Genomic DNA, 16,704 nt, shown 5'->3' with positions numbered 1-16,704 from the left:
ACGCCGATGAACGGCTCCGCCAAATTCGCCGCCGAGGCGCTGCACGCCGGCGGCGTCGTCGCCTATCCGACCGAGGCCGTGTTCGGCCTCGGCTGCGATCCGCATGACCGCATCGCGTTCGAACGATTATTCGCGCTGAAAGAGCGTCCGCCGACCCAGGGCGTGCTGCTGATCGGCGCCGAATTCGCGCACGTCGCGCCGTACATCGACCTCGCCGCGACGCCCGCCGCGGCGCTGTCGCACGCGCAGGCCAGCTGGCCCGGCCCGCACACCTGGATTTTCCCGCGCGCCGCCGGCGTGCCGGGCTGGATCGCCGGCGGCCATGCCGGCATCGCGCTGCGCGTGACCGCGCACGCGCCAGCCGCCGCGCTCTGCCGCGCTTTCGGCGGCGCGCTGGTCTCCACCAGCGCCAATCGCCACGGCGAACCGCCGGCGCGCAGCGCCGAGGAAGTGCGGATGCGGTTCGGCGACCGACTCGACGCGATCCTGAACGAAACCGTGGGGGGACTTGAGCGGCCGACGCCAATCCGCGACGCTATCACCGGGGCGGTACTGCGGGACTAGTGCGGGGATTTATGGTTGCTGTCATCGAACGCGCAGGGCGTCGGCCTTGCGTGCTGCCATTGCTCAATCTGGCGGATGCGGAACGTCCGCTCGCCTGGCGTCGCGGTCGCACGATCTGCGTCGCCGAATTCCTGGCCGACGTCGCCAGCGTCGCCGCCGTGCTGCCTTCGACTTGCAGCAGCGCCGTCAACCTGTGCACGGACCGCTACGCGTTCCTGGTCGCGTTCTGCGCCGTGCTCGCCCGCGGCCAGACCAACCTGCTGCCGCCCTCGCGCGCGCGCCAGGCGATCGAGGACGCGCTGGCCGCCAATGCCGGCAGCTACGCGCTCGGCGAACATCCGCCGGCAGCGGCCTCGAACCGCTTCGTGACCTTGCCGCCGCTCGGCGGCGAGGCGACGCCGACGCTGCCGCGGATCGCCGGCGAGCAGATCGCGGCGATCGGCTACACCTCGGGCAGCACCGGCCAGCCGAAGCCCAATCCGAAGCGCTGGAGCTCCTTCAGCGCCAGCACCGCCTACAACGTCGCCGCGCTGAGCGAGGCCATGCAGCTCGCGCCTGGCGCGATCGCGCACGTCGTCGCGACGGTGCCGCCGCAGCACATGTACGGCATCGAGATGTCGGTCCTGCTGCCGCTGCTCGGGCCGTTCGCCGTGCACGGCGGCCAGCCGCTGTTCCCGGCCGACGTCGCCGCCGCGCTCGCCGACGTGCCGGAACCGCGCCTGCTGGTGACCACGCCGGTGCATCTGCGCGCCCTGCTCGCCGATCCGGTGGCGTTACCGAAACTCGCCGCGATCACCTCGGCGACCGCGCCGCTGGACGCCGAGCTCGCCGCCGCCGCCGAAGCGCGCTACGGCGCGCCCGTGCTGGAACTGTTCGGCTCGACCGAGACCTGCGTGATCGCGCAGCGCCGCACCGCGCACGAGACCGATTGGCGGCTGTACGAGAGCATCCGCCTGCGTCCGCAGCCGGACGGCACCCTCGTCGACGCTGCCCATTTCGATCAACCGGTTGCGCTGCAGGACCTGGTCGAACTCCGCCCGCCGCAAGGCTTCCGCCTGTGCGGGCGCCATGCGGACCTGATCGAGATCGCCGGCAAGCGCGCCTCGCTGGCCGACCTCACGCGCCGCCTGCTCGCCCTGCCGGGCGTGCGCGACGCCGCGGTCGTGCAGCAGGACGAGCCGGACGCGATCGGCGTGCGCCGCATCGCCGCGCTGGTCGTCGCGCCGGAGCGATCGGAAGCGGAGCTGCTCGAAGCACTGCGCGCCGAGATCGACCCCGCCTTCCTGCCGCGGCCGCTGCGCAAGCTCGCCGCGCTGCCGCGCAACGAAACCGGCAAGCTGCCGCGCGCGGCGCTGCTCGCCGCGCTGTCACGCGACGGCGACGCCTGAGGGAATCGACGTACAGGATGGCTCCGCGCGGAGCCAACGGCTTGCGGACGCGGAAGGCACGTGGGGTTCCCGCGTTTGCGGGAATGACGACCGGTAGCTTTTCGACACCCGAACGCCCCACTCGAAGCCGTGCTTCACTTGAGAAGTGCGGCCATGGATGGCCGCGAGTAGACGCCCCCGAAAGACAACCGCCTTACGCCTCGCAAGATCGGCAGGTCGCGGCGATCCCGGACGGATCGCACAAATAAAATGCCCCGAGGGCCAGGGGGAGCCCTCGGGGCGGTGAAAACCGGTCTGGGGAGGGACCGGCCTTCGCGGGGTTGCACTCAGGGAGGTGAGTGAACCAGGGCGCCGTTGCGTGCGCCCGGAAACATAGATGGGCATTGCGCCGAAAAGTTTCCAGGACCGCGGCGGTCACGTTTAGCGGGCATTCATTCACGGAGCGAAGAAGCCGAAAACGACGCCGTCGCGAACCGCACCCCGGTGGAAGATGCGGCAAAAAAACCAAAGGAAAAAAGCGACTTATCCGCTTCTCCCAGTTTGCTCCGCTGTTCCGAACGTCCGGCGCGAACTTCCGCTTCGCTCAATGCGCCTGGTCCCAATTCGCACCGACGCCGACGTCGACCACCAGCGGCACCGCCAGTTCCGCCGCGGCCGACATGCGCTCGCGCACGCCGGCGACGACGGAATCGATCGCGTCGGCGCGCACCTCGAACACCAGTTCGTCGTGCACCTGCATCAGCATGCGCGCCGAATCCTGTCGGTCGAGCAGCCAGGCGTCGACCGCGATCATCGCCCGCTTGATGATGTCGGCGGCGGTACCCTGCATCGGCGCGTTGATCGCGGCGCGTTCGGCGCCGGCGCGCTGCGCGGCGTTGCGCGAATTGATGTAGTCCAGATGCAGGCGCCGCCCGAACAGGGTCTCGACGTAGCCGTCTCGGCGCGCCTTCTCGCGCGTTTCCTCCATGAATCGCTGCACGCCCGGATAGCGCGCGAAGTAGCGCGCCATGTAGTCCTGCGCCTCGCCGCGCGGCACGCCGAGCTGGCGCGCGAGCCCGAACGCGCTCATGCCGTACATCAGGCCGAAGTTGATCGCCTTCGCGGCGCGGCGCTGGTTCGCGTCGACCTGCTCCTGCGGCAGGCCGAACACCTCGGCCGCGGTGGCGCGATGCACGTCCTGGCCGCCGTGGAATGCGGCGAGCAGGCCGGCGTCGCCCGACAGGTGCGCCATGATGCGCAGCTCGATCTGCGAATAGTCGGCCGCGACGATCTTCCAGCCGTCCGGCGCGACGAAGGCCTGGCGGATGCGGCGGCCTTCCTCGGTGCGGATCGGGATGTTCTGCAGGTTCGGATCGGTCGAGGACAAGCGCCCGGTCGCCGCGGTCGCCTGGCCGTAGCTGGTGTGCACGCGACCGGTGCGCGGATTGGCGGTCTCGGCGAGTTTCTCCGTGTAGGTGCTGCGCAGCTTGGCGAGGCTGCGATAGTCGAGGATCACACGCGGCAGCTCGTGCTGATCGGCGATCGCCTCGAGCGCTTCTTCGTTGGTCGACGGCTGGCCGCCCGGCGTCTTCACCATCACCGGCAGCTTCAGTTCCTCGAACAGGATCCCGCCGAGCTGCTTGGTCGAGTCGAGGCTGAAGTTGCGCCCGGCCAGCGCGTACGCGCGCTCGGTCAACTCGTACATGCGCTTGGCCAGCTCATGGCTCTGCCGCTTCAGCGCGACGGCGTCGATCAGCACGCCGCGCTGCTCCATGCGCGCCAGCACCGGCACCAAAGGCATTTCGATCGTCCGATAGACCGAGCGCAACCCTTCGTCGGCTTCCAGCTGCGGCCACTGCACGCGGTGCAGGCGCAACGTGACGTCGGCGTCCTCGGCGGCGTACCGGCACGCGGTATCGACGTCGACTTGCGAAAACGGAATCTGCTTGGCGCCCTTGCCGGCGACGTCCTCGTAGTGGATCGTCTCGTAGCCGAGCACGCGCTTGGCCTGCGTGTCCATGTCGTGCCGCCAGGTCGAATGCAGCACGTAGGATTCGAGCATCGTGTCGTGCGCGATGCCGCGCACCGTGACGCCGACGTTCGACAGCACGTTGACGTCGTACTTCGCGTGCTGCCCCAGCTTCGGCCGCTGCGCGTCCTCGAGAATCGGCTTCAGCGCCGCCAGCACCTCCTCGCGCGGCAGCTGTGCCGGCGCGCCGGGATAGTCGTGGCCGAGCGGGATGTAGCAGGCCGATTTCGGCTCCACCGCGAAGGACAGGCCGACGATCTCGGCCGACATCGGATCGAGCGAGGTCGTCTCGCTGTCGAATGCGATCAGCTCGGCCGTGCGCAGCTTTTCGATCCATGCGTCCAGCTGCGCCCGCGTCGTCACCAGTTCGTATTCGCCAGGGCCGACGAGCGTGCCGTCGAGCGCCTCGGCGCCGGCGTCCGCGCGAACGGGGGAATCCGCGCCGCTCTCCGCTCCCGCGCCCACGGTTTCCCCCGCTCGCGGGAGCGAGATCGCAGACGCGCCGGACGCTTCCAGTTCCTTCAACGCCGCATTGAACTCGTAGCGCTTGTACAACCCGCGCAGCGCGTCGACGTCGCGATCGCGCAGATGCAGATCGCCCGGCCCCTGCTCCAGCTCGACGTCGGTCTTGATCGTCGCCAGTTGCCGCGACAGCGGCAGCTGCGGCAGCGCCTTGCGCAGGTTCTCGCCGATCTTGCCGCCGACCTTTTCCGCAGCCGCGATCACGCCGTCGAGGCTGCCGTACTCGGCCAGCCACTTCGCCGCGGTCTTCGGTCCGCACTTCTCGACGCCGGGGATGTTGTCGACGCTGTCGCCCATCAGCGCGAGATAGTCGACGATCTGGTCCGGCCGCACGCCGAACTTCTCGATCACGGCGGCGGCGTCGAGCGTGGTGTTGGTCATCGTGTTGACCAGTTCGATGCCGGGCTCGACGAGCTGCGCGAAATCCTTGTCGCCGGTCGACACCGTCACGTCGATGCCTTCGGCGACGGCGCGCCTGGCCAGCGTGCCGATGACGTCGTCGGCCTCGACGCCGTCGACGCGCAGAATCGGAAAGCCGAGCGCGGAGACGATCTGCATCATCGGTTCGACCTGCGCGATCAGATCCTCCGGCGTGGCCTGCCGCGTCGCCTTGTAGGCGGGATACAGCGCGTCGCGGAACGTCGGCCCCGGCGCGTCCTGCACGAAGGCGGCGTAGTCGGGTTTCTGCTTCAGGATCGCGCGCAGCATGTTGACCACGCCGAACAGCGCGCCGGTCGGTTCGCCGGCCGCGTTCGACAGCGGCGGCAGCGCGTGGAACGCGCGGTAGAGATACGAGGAACCGTCGATGAGGACGAGGCGCGGACGCGGTGCGGACATGGCAATGCGGGACGGCAGCGGGCCCGCAGCTTGGCGCGCACCCGCCGGCTTTGCAACGCCGGGCCCGTCATTGCCTGCCGATCCTCCCGCCTGCGAACCGACCGAATCCGACGCGGCCGGCGGAAGCCGGATGATGGGCCCTATCTCAGCACCCCTGCGGCGGCGGATTGAGCGTGCACAGATCGAGGTTGAGCAGCGTGTCCTCCATCGCGGCACGGAAGATCACGTCGCCGTTGGCGAATGCCGGTACGTGCGGGTAGCCGACCACGCCGACATCCGGATTCACGCGCCAGACGATCTCGTCGTTGCCGAGCTGCACCTGCGTCGCGCGCAGCGGGATCAGGATTTCCAGCCAGAACCCCTGGTGCATGCCCCATGCGCCGCTGTGGCCGAGTCCGCCGCGCAGCGGCCGGACGGCATACCCTTCCAGCCCCAGCGGAAAGCTCGTCGGGCAGCCGTAGTCGGGATCGGTATCGAGATTGTGCAGGCGATTGGGGTTGGGCAGGATCCCGAAGCAGAACACCGGATCGACGGCCGAATTGGCGATCTCGATGCCCGGCGGCAGGATCAGCTCGATGCCGACCGCGCTGCCGGTGCAGGGATTGCCCGGATGGCCGAGCACGACATGCGTGTAGAACACCTCGCCGAGCGCCGGGGTGAAGTCCGGCGGCGGGTGGCTGAAGCCGGCGTAGCCCATCACGCGATCCGAGAAGATCGGCGGATCGCTGAGGCAGTACTGGACCGTGCCGATGCGCGTGATGGGACCGTTGTACCAGGGCGTCACCTGCATCGGCGCGTCGATCGCCTCGACGCCGGCGAGGAAGGTCGTCTGTGCGGCGGCGGGAACGGCCAGCCACGCACAGGCGGCGGCGAACAGGGCGGAAAGCGGACGCGGAAACATGGCGGGACTCCAGAAGGGGACCGTCCTCTGCTACGCAAAAGCGCGGCGCCGATCCGAACGGCGATCGCATCGCGAGGCCGCACCCGCTCCGATGCGGCAACCGGACCCGTCTCCGATCGGCGCTGGTGCGGCCGACCGCAGCGGGCAGCGCGAACGAGCGTCGCGATGCCCGAGGCGCACGATCACCGGGAACGCGCAGCGCGTTCGCCCAGGTTCAACGGCGGTCTGCTAGGCTCCCTTCATTCCAAGGAGGCGCCGCCATGACCCCGAAACTCCGTCTTCTTCTTGCCGCCCTGCTCGCCGCCGGTTTCGTCGCCACGGCGCCCGCCATCGCCGCCGAGCGCAAGCCGAAAGCCGAGGTGCCGCCGCCGCCCGGCATCGACGATCCGGGCGTGCAGGCGCAGGAGCCCGCCGCGACGAACGACGCCGAGCCGGCGGACGCCGCGCAGGCCGATCAGGATCCGCTGGCGCCGCTGCCCAAGCCCGATGCGCGCCTGGTGCGCGACAAGGCCTCGCGCGATCGCACCGTCAACGCCGAGCGCGTCGCCGCCAGCCAGATCACCACGCGCAAGCAGGGCGACGACACGGTCGAGGAATACCGCCAGAACGGCCGCCTGTGGATGATCAAGATCCGCAAGCCGCAGGGTCCGGTGCAGACCTTCTACGACGAGGACGGCAGCGGCCGGCTGATCCGCGACCCGAAGGAAGGACCGGTGGCGCCGGTGTACTTCACCCTGTACGAGTGGAAGTAAGCCGCACGCGCCTTCGACCGCTCACACCCAGTCACGCGGCGTCAGATAGTCGGCCAGCCGCGCCTCGGCGCTGCCCGGTTCCGGCACGTAGCCGTATTCGAAACGCACGCGCGGCGGCAGGCTCATCAGGATCGATTCGGTGCGGCCGCCCGATTGCAGGCCGAACAGGGTGCCGCGATCGAACACGAGGTTGAACTCGACGTAGCGGCCGCGGCGATAGAGCTGGAATTCGCGCTCGCGCTCGCCGTACGACGTCGCCTTGCGCCGCTCCACGATCGGCAGGTACGCATCGAGAAACCCGTCGCCGACTGCGCGCGTGAAGGCGAAGCAGCGCTCGAAGTCCCACGCGTTCAGGTCGTCGAAGAACAACCCGCCGACGCCGCGCGTCTCGCCGCGGTGCTTCAGGTGGAAGTACTCGTCGCACCAGCGCTTGTAGCGCGGGTAGACGTCCTCGCCGAACGGTGCGCACAGATCGCGCGCGACCGTGTGCCAATGGCGCACGTCTTCGTCGAACGGATAGAACGGCGTCAGGTCGAAGCCGCCGCCGAACCACCACACCGGTGCCTGGCCGTCGGCGCGCGCCTCGAAGTAGCGCACGTTCATGTGCGTGGTCGGCAGGTACGGATTGCGCGGATGCACGACCAGCGACACGCCGAGCGCGCTCCAGCTGCGCCCGGCCAGTTCCGGACGATGCGCGCTCGCCGCCGGCGGCAGGCGTTCGCCGGACACGCGCGAGAAGTTCACGCCGGCCTGCTCGAACACGGCGCCGTTCTTCAGCACGCGCGAGCGACCGCCGCCCAGAAGGGAACCGGCGCTGCTTCGCTGCCAGGCATCCTCCGCGAACGTCGCACCGCCGTCGGCCCGCGCGAGCGCGTCGCACACGCGATCCTGCAGGTCGCCGAGGAAATCGGCGATGGCGTCGAGTTGCGGGGACGGCGCAGCGGTGGTCACGGTCGAGTCCGGCGAAAGTCGAGACGTGAAGGATCGTAGCAGGGCCGCGCACGGCGCCGCCGCGGTACGACGCCGCAGCCGCCCGGCTTGCCGCGCGCGGCGGCGTGTCATAATTCCAAAAGTCCCTTCGCCCGCTTGCGACGTGCCGAGCCGCATTCCTCCTCTCGCCATCACCGCGTACACCGCGACGTCCGCCCTCGGGCGCGGACGCGATGCGCACGCCGCCGCGCTGCACGCGCGCCGCAGCGGCCTGCGCGCGAACGACTTCACGCGCGAACCGCTGCCTTGCGCGATCGGCCGCGTCGACGGCGTCGAGGCCGCGGCGCTGCCGCCGGCCCAGGCCGGACACGACAGCCGCAACAACCGCCTCGCCTGGCTCGGCCTCGGCGCCGACGGCTTCCTCGACGCCGCGCGCGCCTGCATCGAGCGCCACGGCGCCGGGCGCGTCGCGCTGGTCGTGGGCACCTCGACCGCCAGCATCGGCGCGACCGAGCAGGCCTACCGCGAACTCGACGGCGGCCGCTTTCCCGCGCCCCTGCGCGAACCGATGCTGCACACGCCGCATTCGCTGGCCGCGTTCCTCCAGGCCGCGCTCGGCACCCGCGGCCCCTGCCTGACCGTCGCCACCGCCTGCTCGTCGAGCGCGAAGATCTTCGCCAAGGCCGAGCGGCTGCTGCGCCTGGGCGTCGCCGACGCGGCGGTGCTCGCCGGCGTCGACACGCTCTGCGGCAGCGTGCTGTTCGGCTTCAACGCGCTGGAGCTGGTCGCGCCGGAGCCCTGCCGCCCGTTCGACGCCGAACGGCGCGGGCTGTCGATCGGCGAGGCGGCCGGCTTCGCCCTGCTCGAGCGCGAGGGCGCGGCGGACGCGCCGCGCCTGCTCGGCTACGGCGAATCCTCCGACGCGTACCACATGTCCACGCCGCATCCGGAAGGCCTCGGCGCGCGCCGCGCGCTGGCCGACGCGCTGGCGCGCGCGGGCGTGTCGCCGCGCGAGGTCGACTACGTCAACCTGCACGGCACCGCGACGCCGAAGAACGACGCCGTCGAAGCCGCCGTGATCGGCGAGGTGTTCGACGCCTCGACCCGCGTCAGCGCGACCAAGGGCTGGACCGGCCACACGCTCGGCGCCGCCGGCATCCTCGAAAGCGTGCTGACCCTGCTGGCGATGGAGCACGCATTCGTGCCCGGCTGCCTCAACGCCGTCATGCCCGATCCCGCCTGCAGCGCCTCGTTCGCGTTCGACAACGAACCGCGCGCGATCTGCGTCGCGCTGAGCAACTCGTTCGGCTTCGGCGGCAACAACTGCACGCTCGCTTTCGGCCGCGCGCATTGAGTACCGGCATGGATGCGCTCCGCGTGCACATCGAAGGCATCGGCTGGTGGTCGCCGCAATGGCCGGACTGGACCAGCGCCGAGCAAGCGCTGCGCGCCGGCGCCGACCTCGCCGACGCCGGCGCGGCCAAGCCGCCGGCGAGTCTGCTCGCGCCGGGCGAACGCCGCCGCGCGCCGGATCTGGTGCTGCTCGCCTGCGAGATCGCCGGGCAGGCCTGTGCCGCCGCCGCGCGCCCGCCGGGCGAGCTGCCGTGCGTATTCGCCTCGATGCGCGGCGACGTCGCCACCGCCGACGCGGTCTGCACCACGCTGGCCAGCGCGCCGCTCGAAGTCTCGCCGACGCGCTTCCACAATTCCGTGCACAACGCGCCGGCCGGCTACTGGACCGTCGCCACCGGCTGCCGCGCTGCGTCGACCGCGCTCGCCGCCGGCGTCGGCAGCTTCGCCGCCGGCCTGCTCGAAGCCGCGCTGGAAACGCTGGCCGGGCGCCAGCCGGTGCTGTTCGCCGCCTACGACAGCGCCGCCGCCGGCCCGCTGGCCGAGGTCGTGCACGCGCAGGCCTCGCTCGGCGCCGCCTTCGTGCTGAACGCCGATCCCGACGAGCGCAAGCGCGCCGTGCTGCGCCTGCGCCACGAACCGACGCCGGTCGAGATCGACCCGGCGACGCACCCGGTCACCGCCGCGCTGCCGCTGCTGCGCGCGCTCGCGCGCGGCGAAGCCGCCGAGCTGCGCCTGCCGTACGGAACGCACAGCTCGCTGCGGGTCGAGGTGCTGGCATGAGCGCGACCGATGCCGCGCGCGTCGCGGTGGTCATCCCGGCCCTGAACGAGGAGCGCGCGATCCGCGGCGTGGTCGAGTCCGTACTCGCGCTCTGCCCGCACGTGATCCTGGTCGACGACGGTTCCACCGACGCCACCCTCGAACGCGTCGCCGGCCTGCCGATCACCGTGATCCGCCACCCGACGCCGCTCGGCAAGGGCCAGGGCCTGCGCGACGGCTTCCGCAAGGCGCGCGAACTCGGCTTCGACGCGGTGATCGCGATGGACGGCGACGGCCAGCACCTGGCCGCCGACATTCCGCGTCTGCTCGCCGCCGCGCGGCGCTATCCCGAGCACATCGTGATCGGCGCGCGGCTGAAGAACCGCGAGAACCAGCCGCCGGCGCGGCGGCGCGCCAATGCGGTCGCCGACTGGGGCATCTCCTGGGGCTGCGGCGTGCCGGTCGCCGACACGCAGAGCGGGCAGCGCTACTACCCGCGCGGCGCGCTGGAGCTGGCCGACCTGGAAGCCGACGACTTCGTCTTCGAGGCCGCCATCCTGATCGCCGCCGCGCGCGAGAAGAGGCTCGGCATCGTCTCGGTGCCGATCGAGTCGCGCTACCACGGCGAATTCCGCGCCAGCCATTTCCGCCCGGTGCGCGACATCGCGCGCATCGTCTGGTACACACTGCGGCGCGTGATCCACTACGGCCACGTCGTCGACAGCTATCGCCGTTCGCACTCGACGCCACCGCAGGTGGTCGATCCGCCGCTGCCGTGAACGCGACGTCGCATCTGTTGCTGCAACTCGCGCTGATCCTCGGATTGGCGCGCCTGCTCGCCTGGCTGCTCGGACGGCTGGGCCAGCCGCCGGTGATCGGCGAGATGATCGCGGGCTTCCTGCTCGGCCCGATCGCCTTCGGCGCGCTGGCGCCGGAGCTGCATCGTTGGCTGTTCGCGCCCGAGCATCTGGTCGCGCTGAACGGCATCAGCCAGATCGGCCTGGTGCTGTTCATGTTCGTCATCGGCGCCGAGCTGCGTGCGCCGCACGGGGCGCGCGCCGGCCTCCTCGCCGCGGCCTGGATCGGCGTACTCGCGGTCGTGGTACCGGTCGCGCTCGGCCTCGGCCTGGCGCCGCTGCTGCACGCGCACTACGCGCCGGACGGCGTCGGCTTCTGGCCGTTCGCGCTGTTCCTCGCCGTGTCGCTCGGCATCACCGCATTCCCGGTGCTCGCGCGCATCCTCAAGGATCGCGATCTGACGCGCGGCGCGGTCGGCCAGCTCGCGCTGGCCGCGGCGGCGATCGCCGATGCCCTGGCGTGGATTCTCCTGGCCCTGGTCGTCGCGCTGGTCGGTGCGCAGGGCTGGCAAGGCTTCGCGCGCGCGCTCGTCGGACTCGCCGCGATCGCCGCGCTCGGCTTCGTGCTGCTGCGCCCGCTGATCGCACGCTGGCTCGCGCGCCACGCCGACGACGGACGGCCGACCGGCGGCGTACTCGGCGTGCTGCTCGCCGGCGCCTGCGCGATGGCAGCCGCGACCGAGTGGCTCGGCCTGCACGCGGTGTTCGGCGCGTTCCTGTTCGGCCTGTGCCTGCCGCGCGACGATCGCCTGCTGGAAATATTGATCGAACGCATCGAGCACGTCGCCGTGCTCGCGCTGATGCCGGTGTTCTTCGCCCTGGCCGGGCTCAACACCAGCGCCGACGCGTTCGCCGCGGCGGCGCTGCCGATGCTCGGCCTGGTCCTCGCCGTGGCGATCGCCGGCAAGCTGCTCGGCGCCGGTGCCGGCGCGCGCATCGCCGGGCTGCCCTGGCGCTCGGCGCTCACCCTCGGCGCGCTGATGAACACGCGCGGCCTGATGGAGCTGATCGTACTGAAGGTCGGTCTCGACGCCGGCGTGATCGGCCACGAGCTCTTCACGATGCTGACCGTGATGGCGATCGTGACGACCTTGATGACCTCGCCGATCGTCGGCTGGCTGACGCGGGGCCGGCATGCCGCGCCGCAGGGACTGGCGCGCGAATCGCAGTAATGCGCGCCGGCACGTCCATGTGCCGGCCGGCCTGCGTGTCGACGCTCAGCGCGCGATCGCCGCGCGCGCCGCGATCGCGGTGTCCGGGTTGTCGCTGAAGGCACCGTCGAGGCCGAGACCGAAGAACAGCGCGTACTCGTCGAAGGCCTTGCCGTACAGGCTCGGGTAGACCGGGCTCGCCGCGTCGCCCACGCGGAAGTCGAGCGGCAGGAAGCTGTTCTCGTTGCGGAAGGTCCAGGCGTGCACGACCAGGCCGGCCGCGTGCGCGTCGTCGATCAGGGTGGTCGGCGCGAGCAGCGTGCCGTCGGCGGCGCGCGGAACGATCAGGTTCTTCGCCACGCCGACGCCGCTCGCGTACTGGCCGATCTCGCGCAGCCCGGCCGGCGTGACCAGATCGGCGTAGGTGCGCGGATCGCCGCTGGCGGTGAAGTCGTACGGCTGGCCGGCGGCGTCGATCAGCTGCACCAGCGGCAGGCGCGTCATGCGGCTGAGATCGCGCAGGTTGCCGACCTCGAAGGACTGGATGAACACCGGCGCGCGTGCGTTGCGATAGCCGGCGCGATGCAGCGTGCGCACCAGCGGCGTCTCCAGCGCGAGGCCGATGCTGCGGAAGTAGGTCGGATGCTTGGTTTCCGGATACAGGCCGATCGTGCGGTGCAGGCTGTGCTGCTTGGACTTCACCAGCGCGATGACTTCGTCCAGAGTCGGAATCTCGTAACGATCGTCGTACAGCGTGTTGCGCTGGCGCAGCTCCGGCAGGCGCTCGCGCGCGCGCAACGTCTTCAGCTCGACCAGGGTGAAGTCTTCGGTGAACCAGCCGGTGACGGCGTTGCCGTCGATGGTCTTGGTGGTACGGCGCGCGGCGAACTCGGAGTGGTCGGCGACGTCGGTGGTGCCGCCGATCTCGTTCTCGTGGCGCGCGACCAGCACGCCGTCGCGGGTCGAGACCAGGTCCGGCTCGACGAAGTCGGCGCCGAGGTCGATCGCCAGCTCGTAGGAAGCCAGCGTGTGTTCCGGGCGGTAGCCGCTGGCACCACGGTGGCCGATCACCAGCGGCGCATTGGTGATCGGACGGCTGTTCAATGCGTCGTCGCCCTCGGCGGCGTGGGCGGTGAGACTAGACACGGCGGCGAAGCCGATCGCGAGCAGGATGGAGCGCATGGCAAACTCCCGGCGCGACGCGTCGAACGCGCCGCGCATGTGGTTGCCCCCTTCGCGAACGAGCTTGCCGTGCGTGCATGAAACGTCCGTTACCGCGGCGTTGCGCGACCGCGCACGGCGTCACGCCATGCCACCGTTGATGCCGATGACCTGGCCGTTGACGTACGCGGCCTCCTCGGAACACAGGAAGCGCACCAATGCCGCGACCTCCTCCGGCGTGCCGGCGCGACCGGCCGGCACCAGCGCCTTGATCTCGGCCTCGCCGAAGGCGCCTTCGCTCATGCGCCCGGCGATCACGCCCGGCGCGACGACGTTGACCGTGATGCCGCGCGACGCCATCTCGCGCGCCAGCGACTTCGCCGCGCCGTGCAGCGCCGACTTCGCCGCCGCGTAGTTGACCTGGCCGCGATTGCCGAGCACGGCCGCGACCGACGACACGCAGACGATGCGGCCCCAGCGCAATCGCGCCATCGGCAGCAGCAGCGGCTGGCTGGCGTGGAAGAAACCGTGCAGCGAAACGTCGATCACGCGCCGCCACTGTTCCTCGCGCATGCCGGCCAGCGGCGCGTCGTCGTGCACGCCGGCGTTGTGTACGAGGATTGGAATCGGCCCGCCCTCGAGCAGGTCGTCGAGCGCCGCGCGCGTGGCCGCGCCGTCGACCAGATCGAAGGAAAGCGCGTGCGCGGTGCCGCCGTTCGCACGGATCGACTCGACCACCGCCTCGGCGCGTGCGAACTGCGCATTCGCGTGCACGAACACCTCGCATCCGTCCGCCGCCAGGGCCTGCGCGATCGCGCCGCCGATGTCACCGCTGCCGCCGGTGACCAGCGCGCGCCTGTTTCGATTCATGTGCCGAACCCGATGGAGAATCGGCGCATGATGCCGCAATTCGAATGGGCGATCGCGCGGCGGCTGCCGATGCCGCGCGATCGCATCCGCCTCACGCGCTCTTCTTCGCCGCCGCGTGCGCTTCCTGCAGGGCGCGCGCGCAATCCTCGCAACACACCTCGACGGTCTTGCCGCCGATCTCGACCTTGATCGCGTTCGCGTCCAGCTCGTAGTCGCATGCGGCACAGGTTTTCGCAGTCATGATTCGTACTCCTGGTTGGACCCGGACATCGGGTGGACATAGCAGACCAATTCCGTCGCCGCGTCGCTGTCGAAATCTTTAGCGACGCGCGCTCAGCCACGGACGCGGAACAGCGATGCGTAGCCGCGCGACGGCGCGGGATCGACGCGGAAATCGCGCCACGGGCGGCGGCCGTACTCGGCGACGCGTGTCCGCAGCGCACGGCTGCGCCCTCGTGCATTGCGCGTGGCGAGCGTGCCGCCGCAGGCAGCGCAGGTCTTGTCGTTCATGAGTTCTCTCCGCTGATGCCCGCGATTCGGGCAGGCACAGGAGACCACGCGAGGGCGCGGCGGCGCTGTCGGAAACTTTAGCGAGCGTGCACCGAGCGCTGGAACTCGGCCGGCGTGCGGCCGTACACCTGGCGGAACGCGGCGCTGAAATGGCTGTGGCTGGAGAAACCCAGGTCGGCACCGAGCCGGGTCAGGTCGTCGTAGTCGCCGAGCAGGTCGAGCGCGCGCGCCAGGCGCAGATGCAGCTGGTAGCGATACAGCGGCATCGCCTCGACCTGGCGGAACACCTGCGTCAGGTACACCGGCGACACGCCGACCTCGGCCGCGATCTCGGCCAGCGTCCAGCGCCGCGCCGGATCGGAACCGAGCACGAGCTTGGCGCGATCGACCAGCCGCTGCCGGCCGGCGCTGGCGCCGGCCGCGTGCGAGGTGCGCTCGCCGACCGCGCGCCGCAGCAAGGTCAGCGCCAGCGTCTCGGCCTCCAGCGGCTCGGCCGCGCCGCGCGCGAGGCTGTGGCGCAGCAGCGCGACCAGCGCCTGCGCGCGCGGGTCGATGCGCAGGCGCTGGCGGCGGAACGCCAGCGCGCCGCCTTCGCGGATCTGACTCTTCGGCACCAGTTCGCGCAGCCACGGCTCGTCGAGCGCGAGCACCAGACAGGCGTCGCCGCCGGCCACCGGATGGCTGACGCGATAGCCCTCGTCGCGATTGAAGAACAGCACCTGGTTCGCCTCCGCGACCGCCAGGTCGCGGCCCAGATGGCGCACGTAGACGCCGCGGTACGGAAACACCAGATGCGTGTGGCTCGAGCACTCCTCCGCGCTGCGGTGCCGGCATTCGCCGGTGCAGACCACGTCGCGGATCGCCAGGGTATCCGTGCGCAGCAGCAGCTGGACCGAGAGTTCCGTCATGGGATGGCGATTCGCGCAAGGGCGTGTCCGAGGCGCGCAACATACTCCGTTCCGCCCGTTCGCGTCTGTGCTTCGCAGCCCCGCTTCCGAGCCGACGTCGTCACGCGCGGCGGACTTCCGCCGTACGGCCCGACCGAATCGCTGTGTTTTTTTGCGCGCCCGACCGAATCGTGTTTCCGTAGCGCAGAGCGGGAGCGAGCGGAGTGGAACGCGTGCGACGCGCCGCAGCGGCGCCAGAGGAGATTCGCGCGTTTCTGGCGCGAGTGACGCGCTCAGTCGACGTGCTGCTTCAGCCAGTGCACGACCGCCGCGAGTGCCGCGCGCATCGCGCCCGGCGGCCGCACGATCCAGTACGCATCCGGCAGCGGCAGCGAGCGCGTGCCGAACGGCCGCAGCAAGGTGCCGGCGTCGAGTTCGTCCGCGGCGAGGCGCTCGCGCGCGAGTGCGATGCCCTGCCCCTGCACCGCGGCGCGCAGCAGCAGGTCCGAAGAGGCGTAGCGCGGACCGCGCTGCAAGGCCAGCCGCGGCGGACCGAACGCCGCGCGCCAGCGTTCCCAGCCGGTCTGCGGATCGCGGTCGTGCAGCAGCGGCAGCCCGGCCAGCTGCGCCGGGTCGCGCGGACGTCCGCTCGCCTGCCACAGCGCAGGACTCAGCAGCGGCACCAGCGCATCGTGCATCAGCACCTCGCAATGCAGACCCGGCCACGGGCCGCGGCCCATGCGCAGGGCGAGGTCGACGTCACCGCCGGCGAAGTCGTCGAGGCGCTGGTTCACGACCACCGACACTTCGATGCGCGGATGCGCCCGCGAAAGTCCGGGCAGACGCGGCAGCAGCCAGCGCGCCGCCAGCGAGGGCGTGGTCGAGATCGTGACCGTGAACGGCGAACGCGTCTCGCGGATCGCCGCGCTCGCCGATTCGATCTCGCGCAGCGCGGCGAGCAGGCGCTCGCCGAGCGCGCGCGCCTGCGGCGTCGGCCGCCAACCGCGCCGACCGCGCGCCAGCTCCTCGAACAGGCCGACGCCGAGCCAACGCTCCAGTTCGTCGAGGTGGCGGCTGACCGCGGAGTGCGCGACGCCGAGTTCGCGCGCGGCGGCACGCACGCCGCCGTGCGCATGCGCCGCCGCGAAGGCGCGCAGGGCGTTGAGCGGAAGCTCCTTCATGGTCTGAAGATTAGACCAGTCGGTGCCGGTACGCACCACGTCGGCGGCGAAGAATGGCGACCATGTTCACTTG

At 71.0% G+C, this 16,704-nt stretch carries 16 protein-coding genes; 7 read left to right on the top strand and 9 right to left on the bottom strand.

What is annotated here, in order from left to right:
* Nucleotides 1-6 precede the first annotated feature (6 nt).
* On the top strand, nt 7-564 hold the full coding sequence (locus J7520_RS02875) for a Sua5/YciO/YrdC/YwlC family protein (RefSeq protein ID WP_291183668.1): 558 nt from the start codon (nt 7-9) through the stop codon (nt 562-564).
* An 11-nt stretch (nt 565-575) separates the two neighbouring features.
* The gene (locus tag J7520_RS02870; protein WP_291183666.1) at nt 576-1,952 is read left to right on the top strand and encodes an AMP-binding protein; all 1,377 of its coding nucleotides are present in this window, start codon (nt 576-578) and stop codon (nt 1,950-1,952) included.
* A gap of 583 nt (nt 1,953-2,535) precedes the next feature.
* Here J7520_RS02870 and polA read toward each other — a convergent pair.
* Both polA and J7520_RS02860 read right to left on the bottom strand, forming a co-directional pair.
* On the bottom strand, nt 2,536-5,319 hold the full coding sequence (gene polA / locus J7520_RS02865) for a DNA polymerase I (protein WP_291183663.1): 2,784 nt from the start codon (nt 5,317-5,319) through the stop codon (nt 2,536-2,538).
* 145 nt (nt 5,320-5,464) lie between these two features.
* Nucleotides 5,465-6,220 (bottom strand): hypothetical protein, encoded by a 756-nt coding sequence (locus J7520_RS02860; protein ID WP_291183660.1) that lies wholly within the window; start codon nt 6,218-6,220, stop codon nt 5,465-5,467.
* Nucleotides 6,221-6,480: 260 nt separating this feature from the next.
* On the opposite strand from J7520_RS02860, the gene J7520_RS02855 reads away from it, so the two are divergent.
* On the top strand, nt 6,481-6,972 hold the full coding sequence (locus J7520_RS02855) for a DUF2782 domain-containing protein (RefSeq protein WP_291183657.1): 492 nt from the start codon (nt 6,481-6,483) through the stop codon (nt 6,970-6,972).
* A 21-nt stretch (nt 6,973-6,993) separates the two neighbouring features.
* Here the strand turns inward: J7520_RS02855 and hemF are convergent, their stop codons facing one another.
* Complete coding sequence (hemF, locus tag J7520_RS02850; protein ID WP_291183654.1) at nt 6,994-7,923, bottom strand: oxygen-dependent coproporphyrinogen oxidase; 930 nt, start codon at nt 7,921-7,923, stop codon at nt 6,994-6,996.
* Between the two features lie 142 nt (nt 7,924-8,065).
* Between hemF and J7520_RS02845 the strand changes: the two genes are divergently transcribed.
* The 4 genes from J7520_RS02845 to J7520_RS02830 are packed head-to-tail and all read left to right on the top strand — an operon-like array spanning nt 8,066 to nt 12,043.
* Nucleotides 8,066-9,256 carry a beta-ketoacyl-ACP synthase gene (locus J7520_RS02845; RefSeq protein ID WP_291183652.1) on the top strand — a complete coding sequence of 397 codons (1,191 nt, stop codon included), beginning with the start codon at nt 8,066-8,068 and terminating at the stop codon, nt 9,254-9,256.
* Between the two features lie 8 nt (nt 9,257-9,264).
* Entirely contained in the window at nt 9,265-10,035 is a 771-nt protein-coding gene (locus J7520_RS02840) for a beta-ketoacyl synthase chain length factor (protein ID WP_291183649.1), read from the top strand.
* Nucleotides 10,032-10,793, top strand: coding sequence for a glycosyltransferase family 2 protein (locus J7520_RS02835; RefSeq protein ID WP_291183646.1), 762 nt, complete (start codon nt 10,032-10,034; stop codon nt 10,791-10,793). Before J7520_RS02840 ends, J7520_RS02835 begins: the two co-directional genes overlap by 4 nt.
* The gene (locus J7520_RS02830) at nt 10,790-12,043 is read left to right on the top strand and encodes a cation:proton antiporter (RefSeq protein WP_291183644.1); all 1,254 of its coding nucleotides are present in this window, start codon (nt 10,790-10,792) and stop codon (nt 12,041-12,043) included. Before J7520_RS02835 ends, J7520_RS02830 begins: the two co-directional genes overlap by 4 nt.
* A 45-nt stretch (nt 12,044-12,088) precedes the next feature.
* Here J7520_RS02830 and J7520_RS02825 read toward each other — a convergent pair whose 3' ends face one another.
* The 6 genes from J7520_RS02825 to J7520_RS02800 form a co-directional block, all read right to left on the bottom strand.
* Nucleotides 12,089-13,204, bottom strand: coding sequence for a glycerophosphodiester phosphodiesterase (locus J7520_RS02825; protein WP_291183640.1), 1,116 nt, complete (start codon nt 13,202-13,204; stop codon nt 12,089-12,091).
* Nucleotides 13,205-13,324: 120 nt separating this feature from the next.
* Nucleotides 13,325-14,053 carry a 3-oxoacyl-ACP reductase FabG gene (gene fabG, locus J7520_RS02820; protein WP_291183636.1) on the bottom strand — a complete coding sequence of 243 codons (729 nt, stop codon included), beginning with the start codon at nt 14,051-14,053 and terminating at the stop codon, nt 13,325-13,327.
* Nucleotides 14,054-14,144: 91 nt separating this feature from the next.
* Nucleotides 14,145-14,294 (bottom strand): hypothetical protein, encoded by a 150-nt coding sequence (locus J7520_RS02815; protein WP_291183633.1) that lies wholly within the window; start codon nt 14,292-14,294, stop codon nt 14,145-14,147.
* Nucleotides 14,295-14,386: 92 nt separating this feature from the next.
* Nucleotides 14,387-14,563: a hypothetical protein gene (locus tag J7520_RS02810; protein WP_291183630.1), complete on the bottom strand. Its 177-nt coding sequence runs from the start codon at nt 14,561-14,563 to the stop codon at nt 14,387-14,389.
* Between the two features lie 77 nt (nt 14,564-14,640).
* Nucleotides 14,641-15,471, bottom strand: a complete 831-nt coding sequence (locus tag J7520_RS02805; RefSeq protein ID WP_291183628.1) for an AraC family transcriptional regulator — start codon at nt 15,469-15,471, stop codon at nt 14,641-14,643.
* Between the two features lie 272 nt (nt 15,472-15,743).
* The gene (locus J7520_RS02800) at nt 15,744-16,631 is read right to left on the bottom strand and encodes a LysR substrate-binding domain-containing protein (protein ID WP_291183626.1); all 888 of its coding nucleotides are present in this window, start codon (nt 16,629-16,631) and stop codon (nt 15,744-15,746) included.
* Nucleotides 16,632-16,704 lie beyond the last annotated feature (73 nt).

The organism is Dokdonella sp. (genome assembly GCF_017744955.1).
GTDB lineage: Bacteria > Pseudomonadota > Gammaproteobacteria > Xanthomonadales > Rhodanobacteraceae > Dokdonella_A.
The sequence above is the reverse complement of the archived record's forward strand: the minus strand, read 5'-3'. Positions and strand labels throughout refer to the sequence as shown.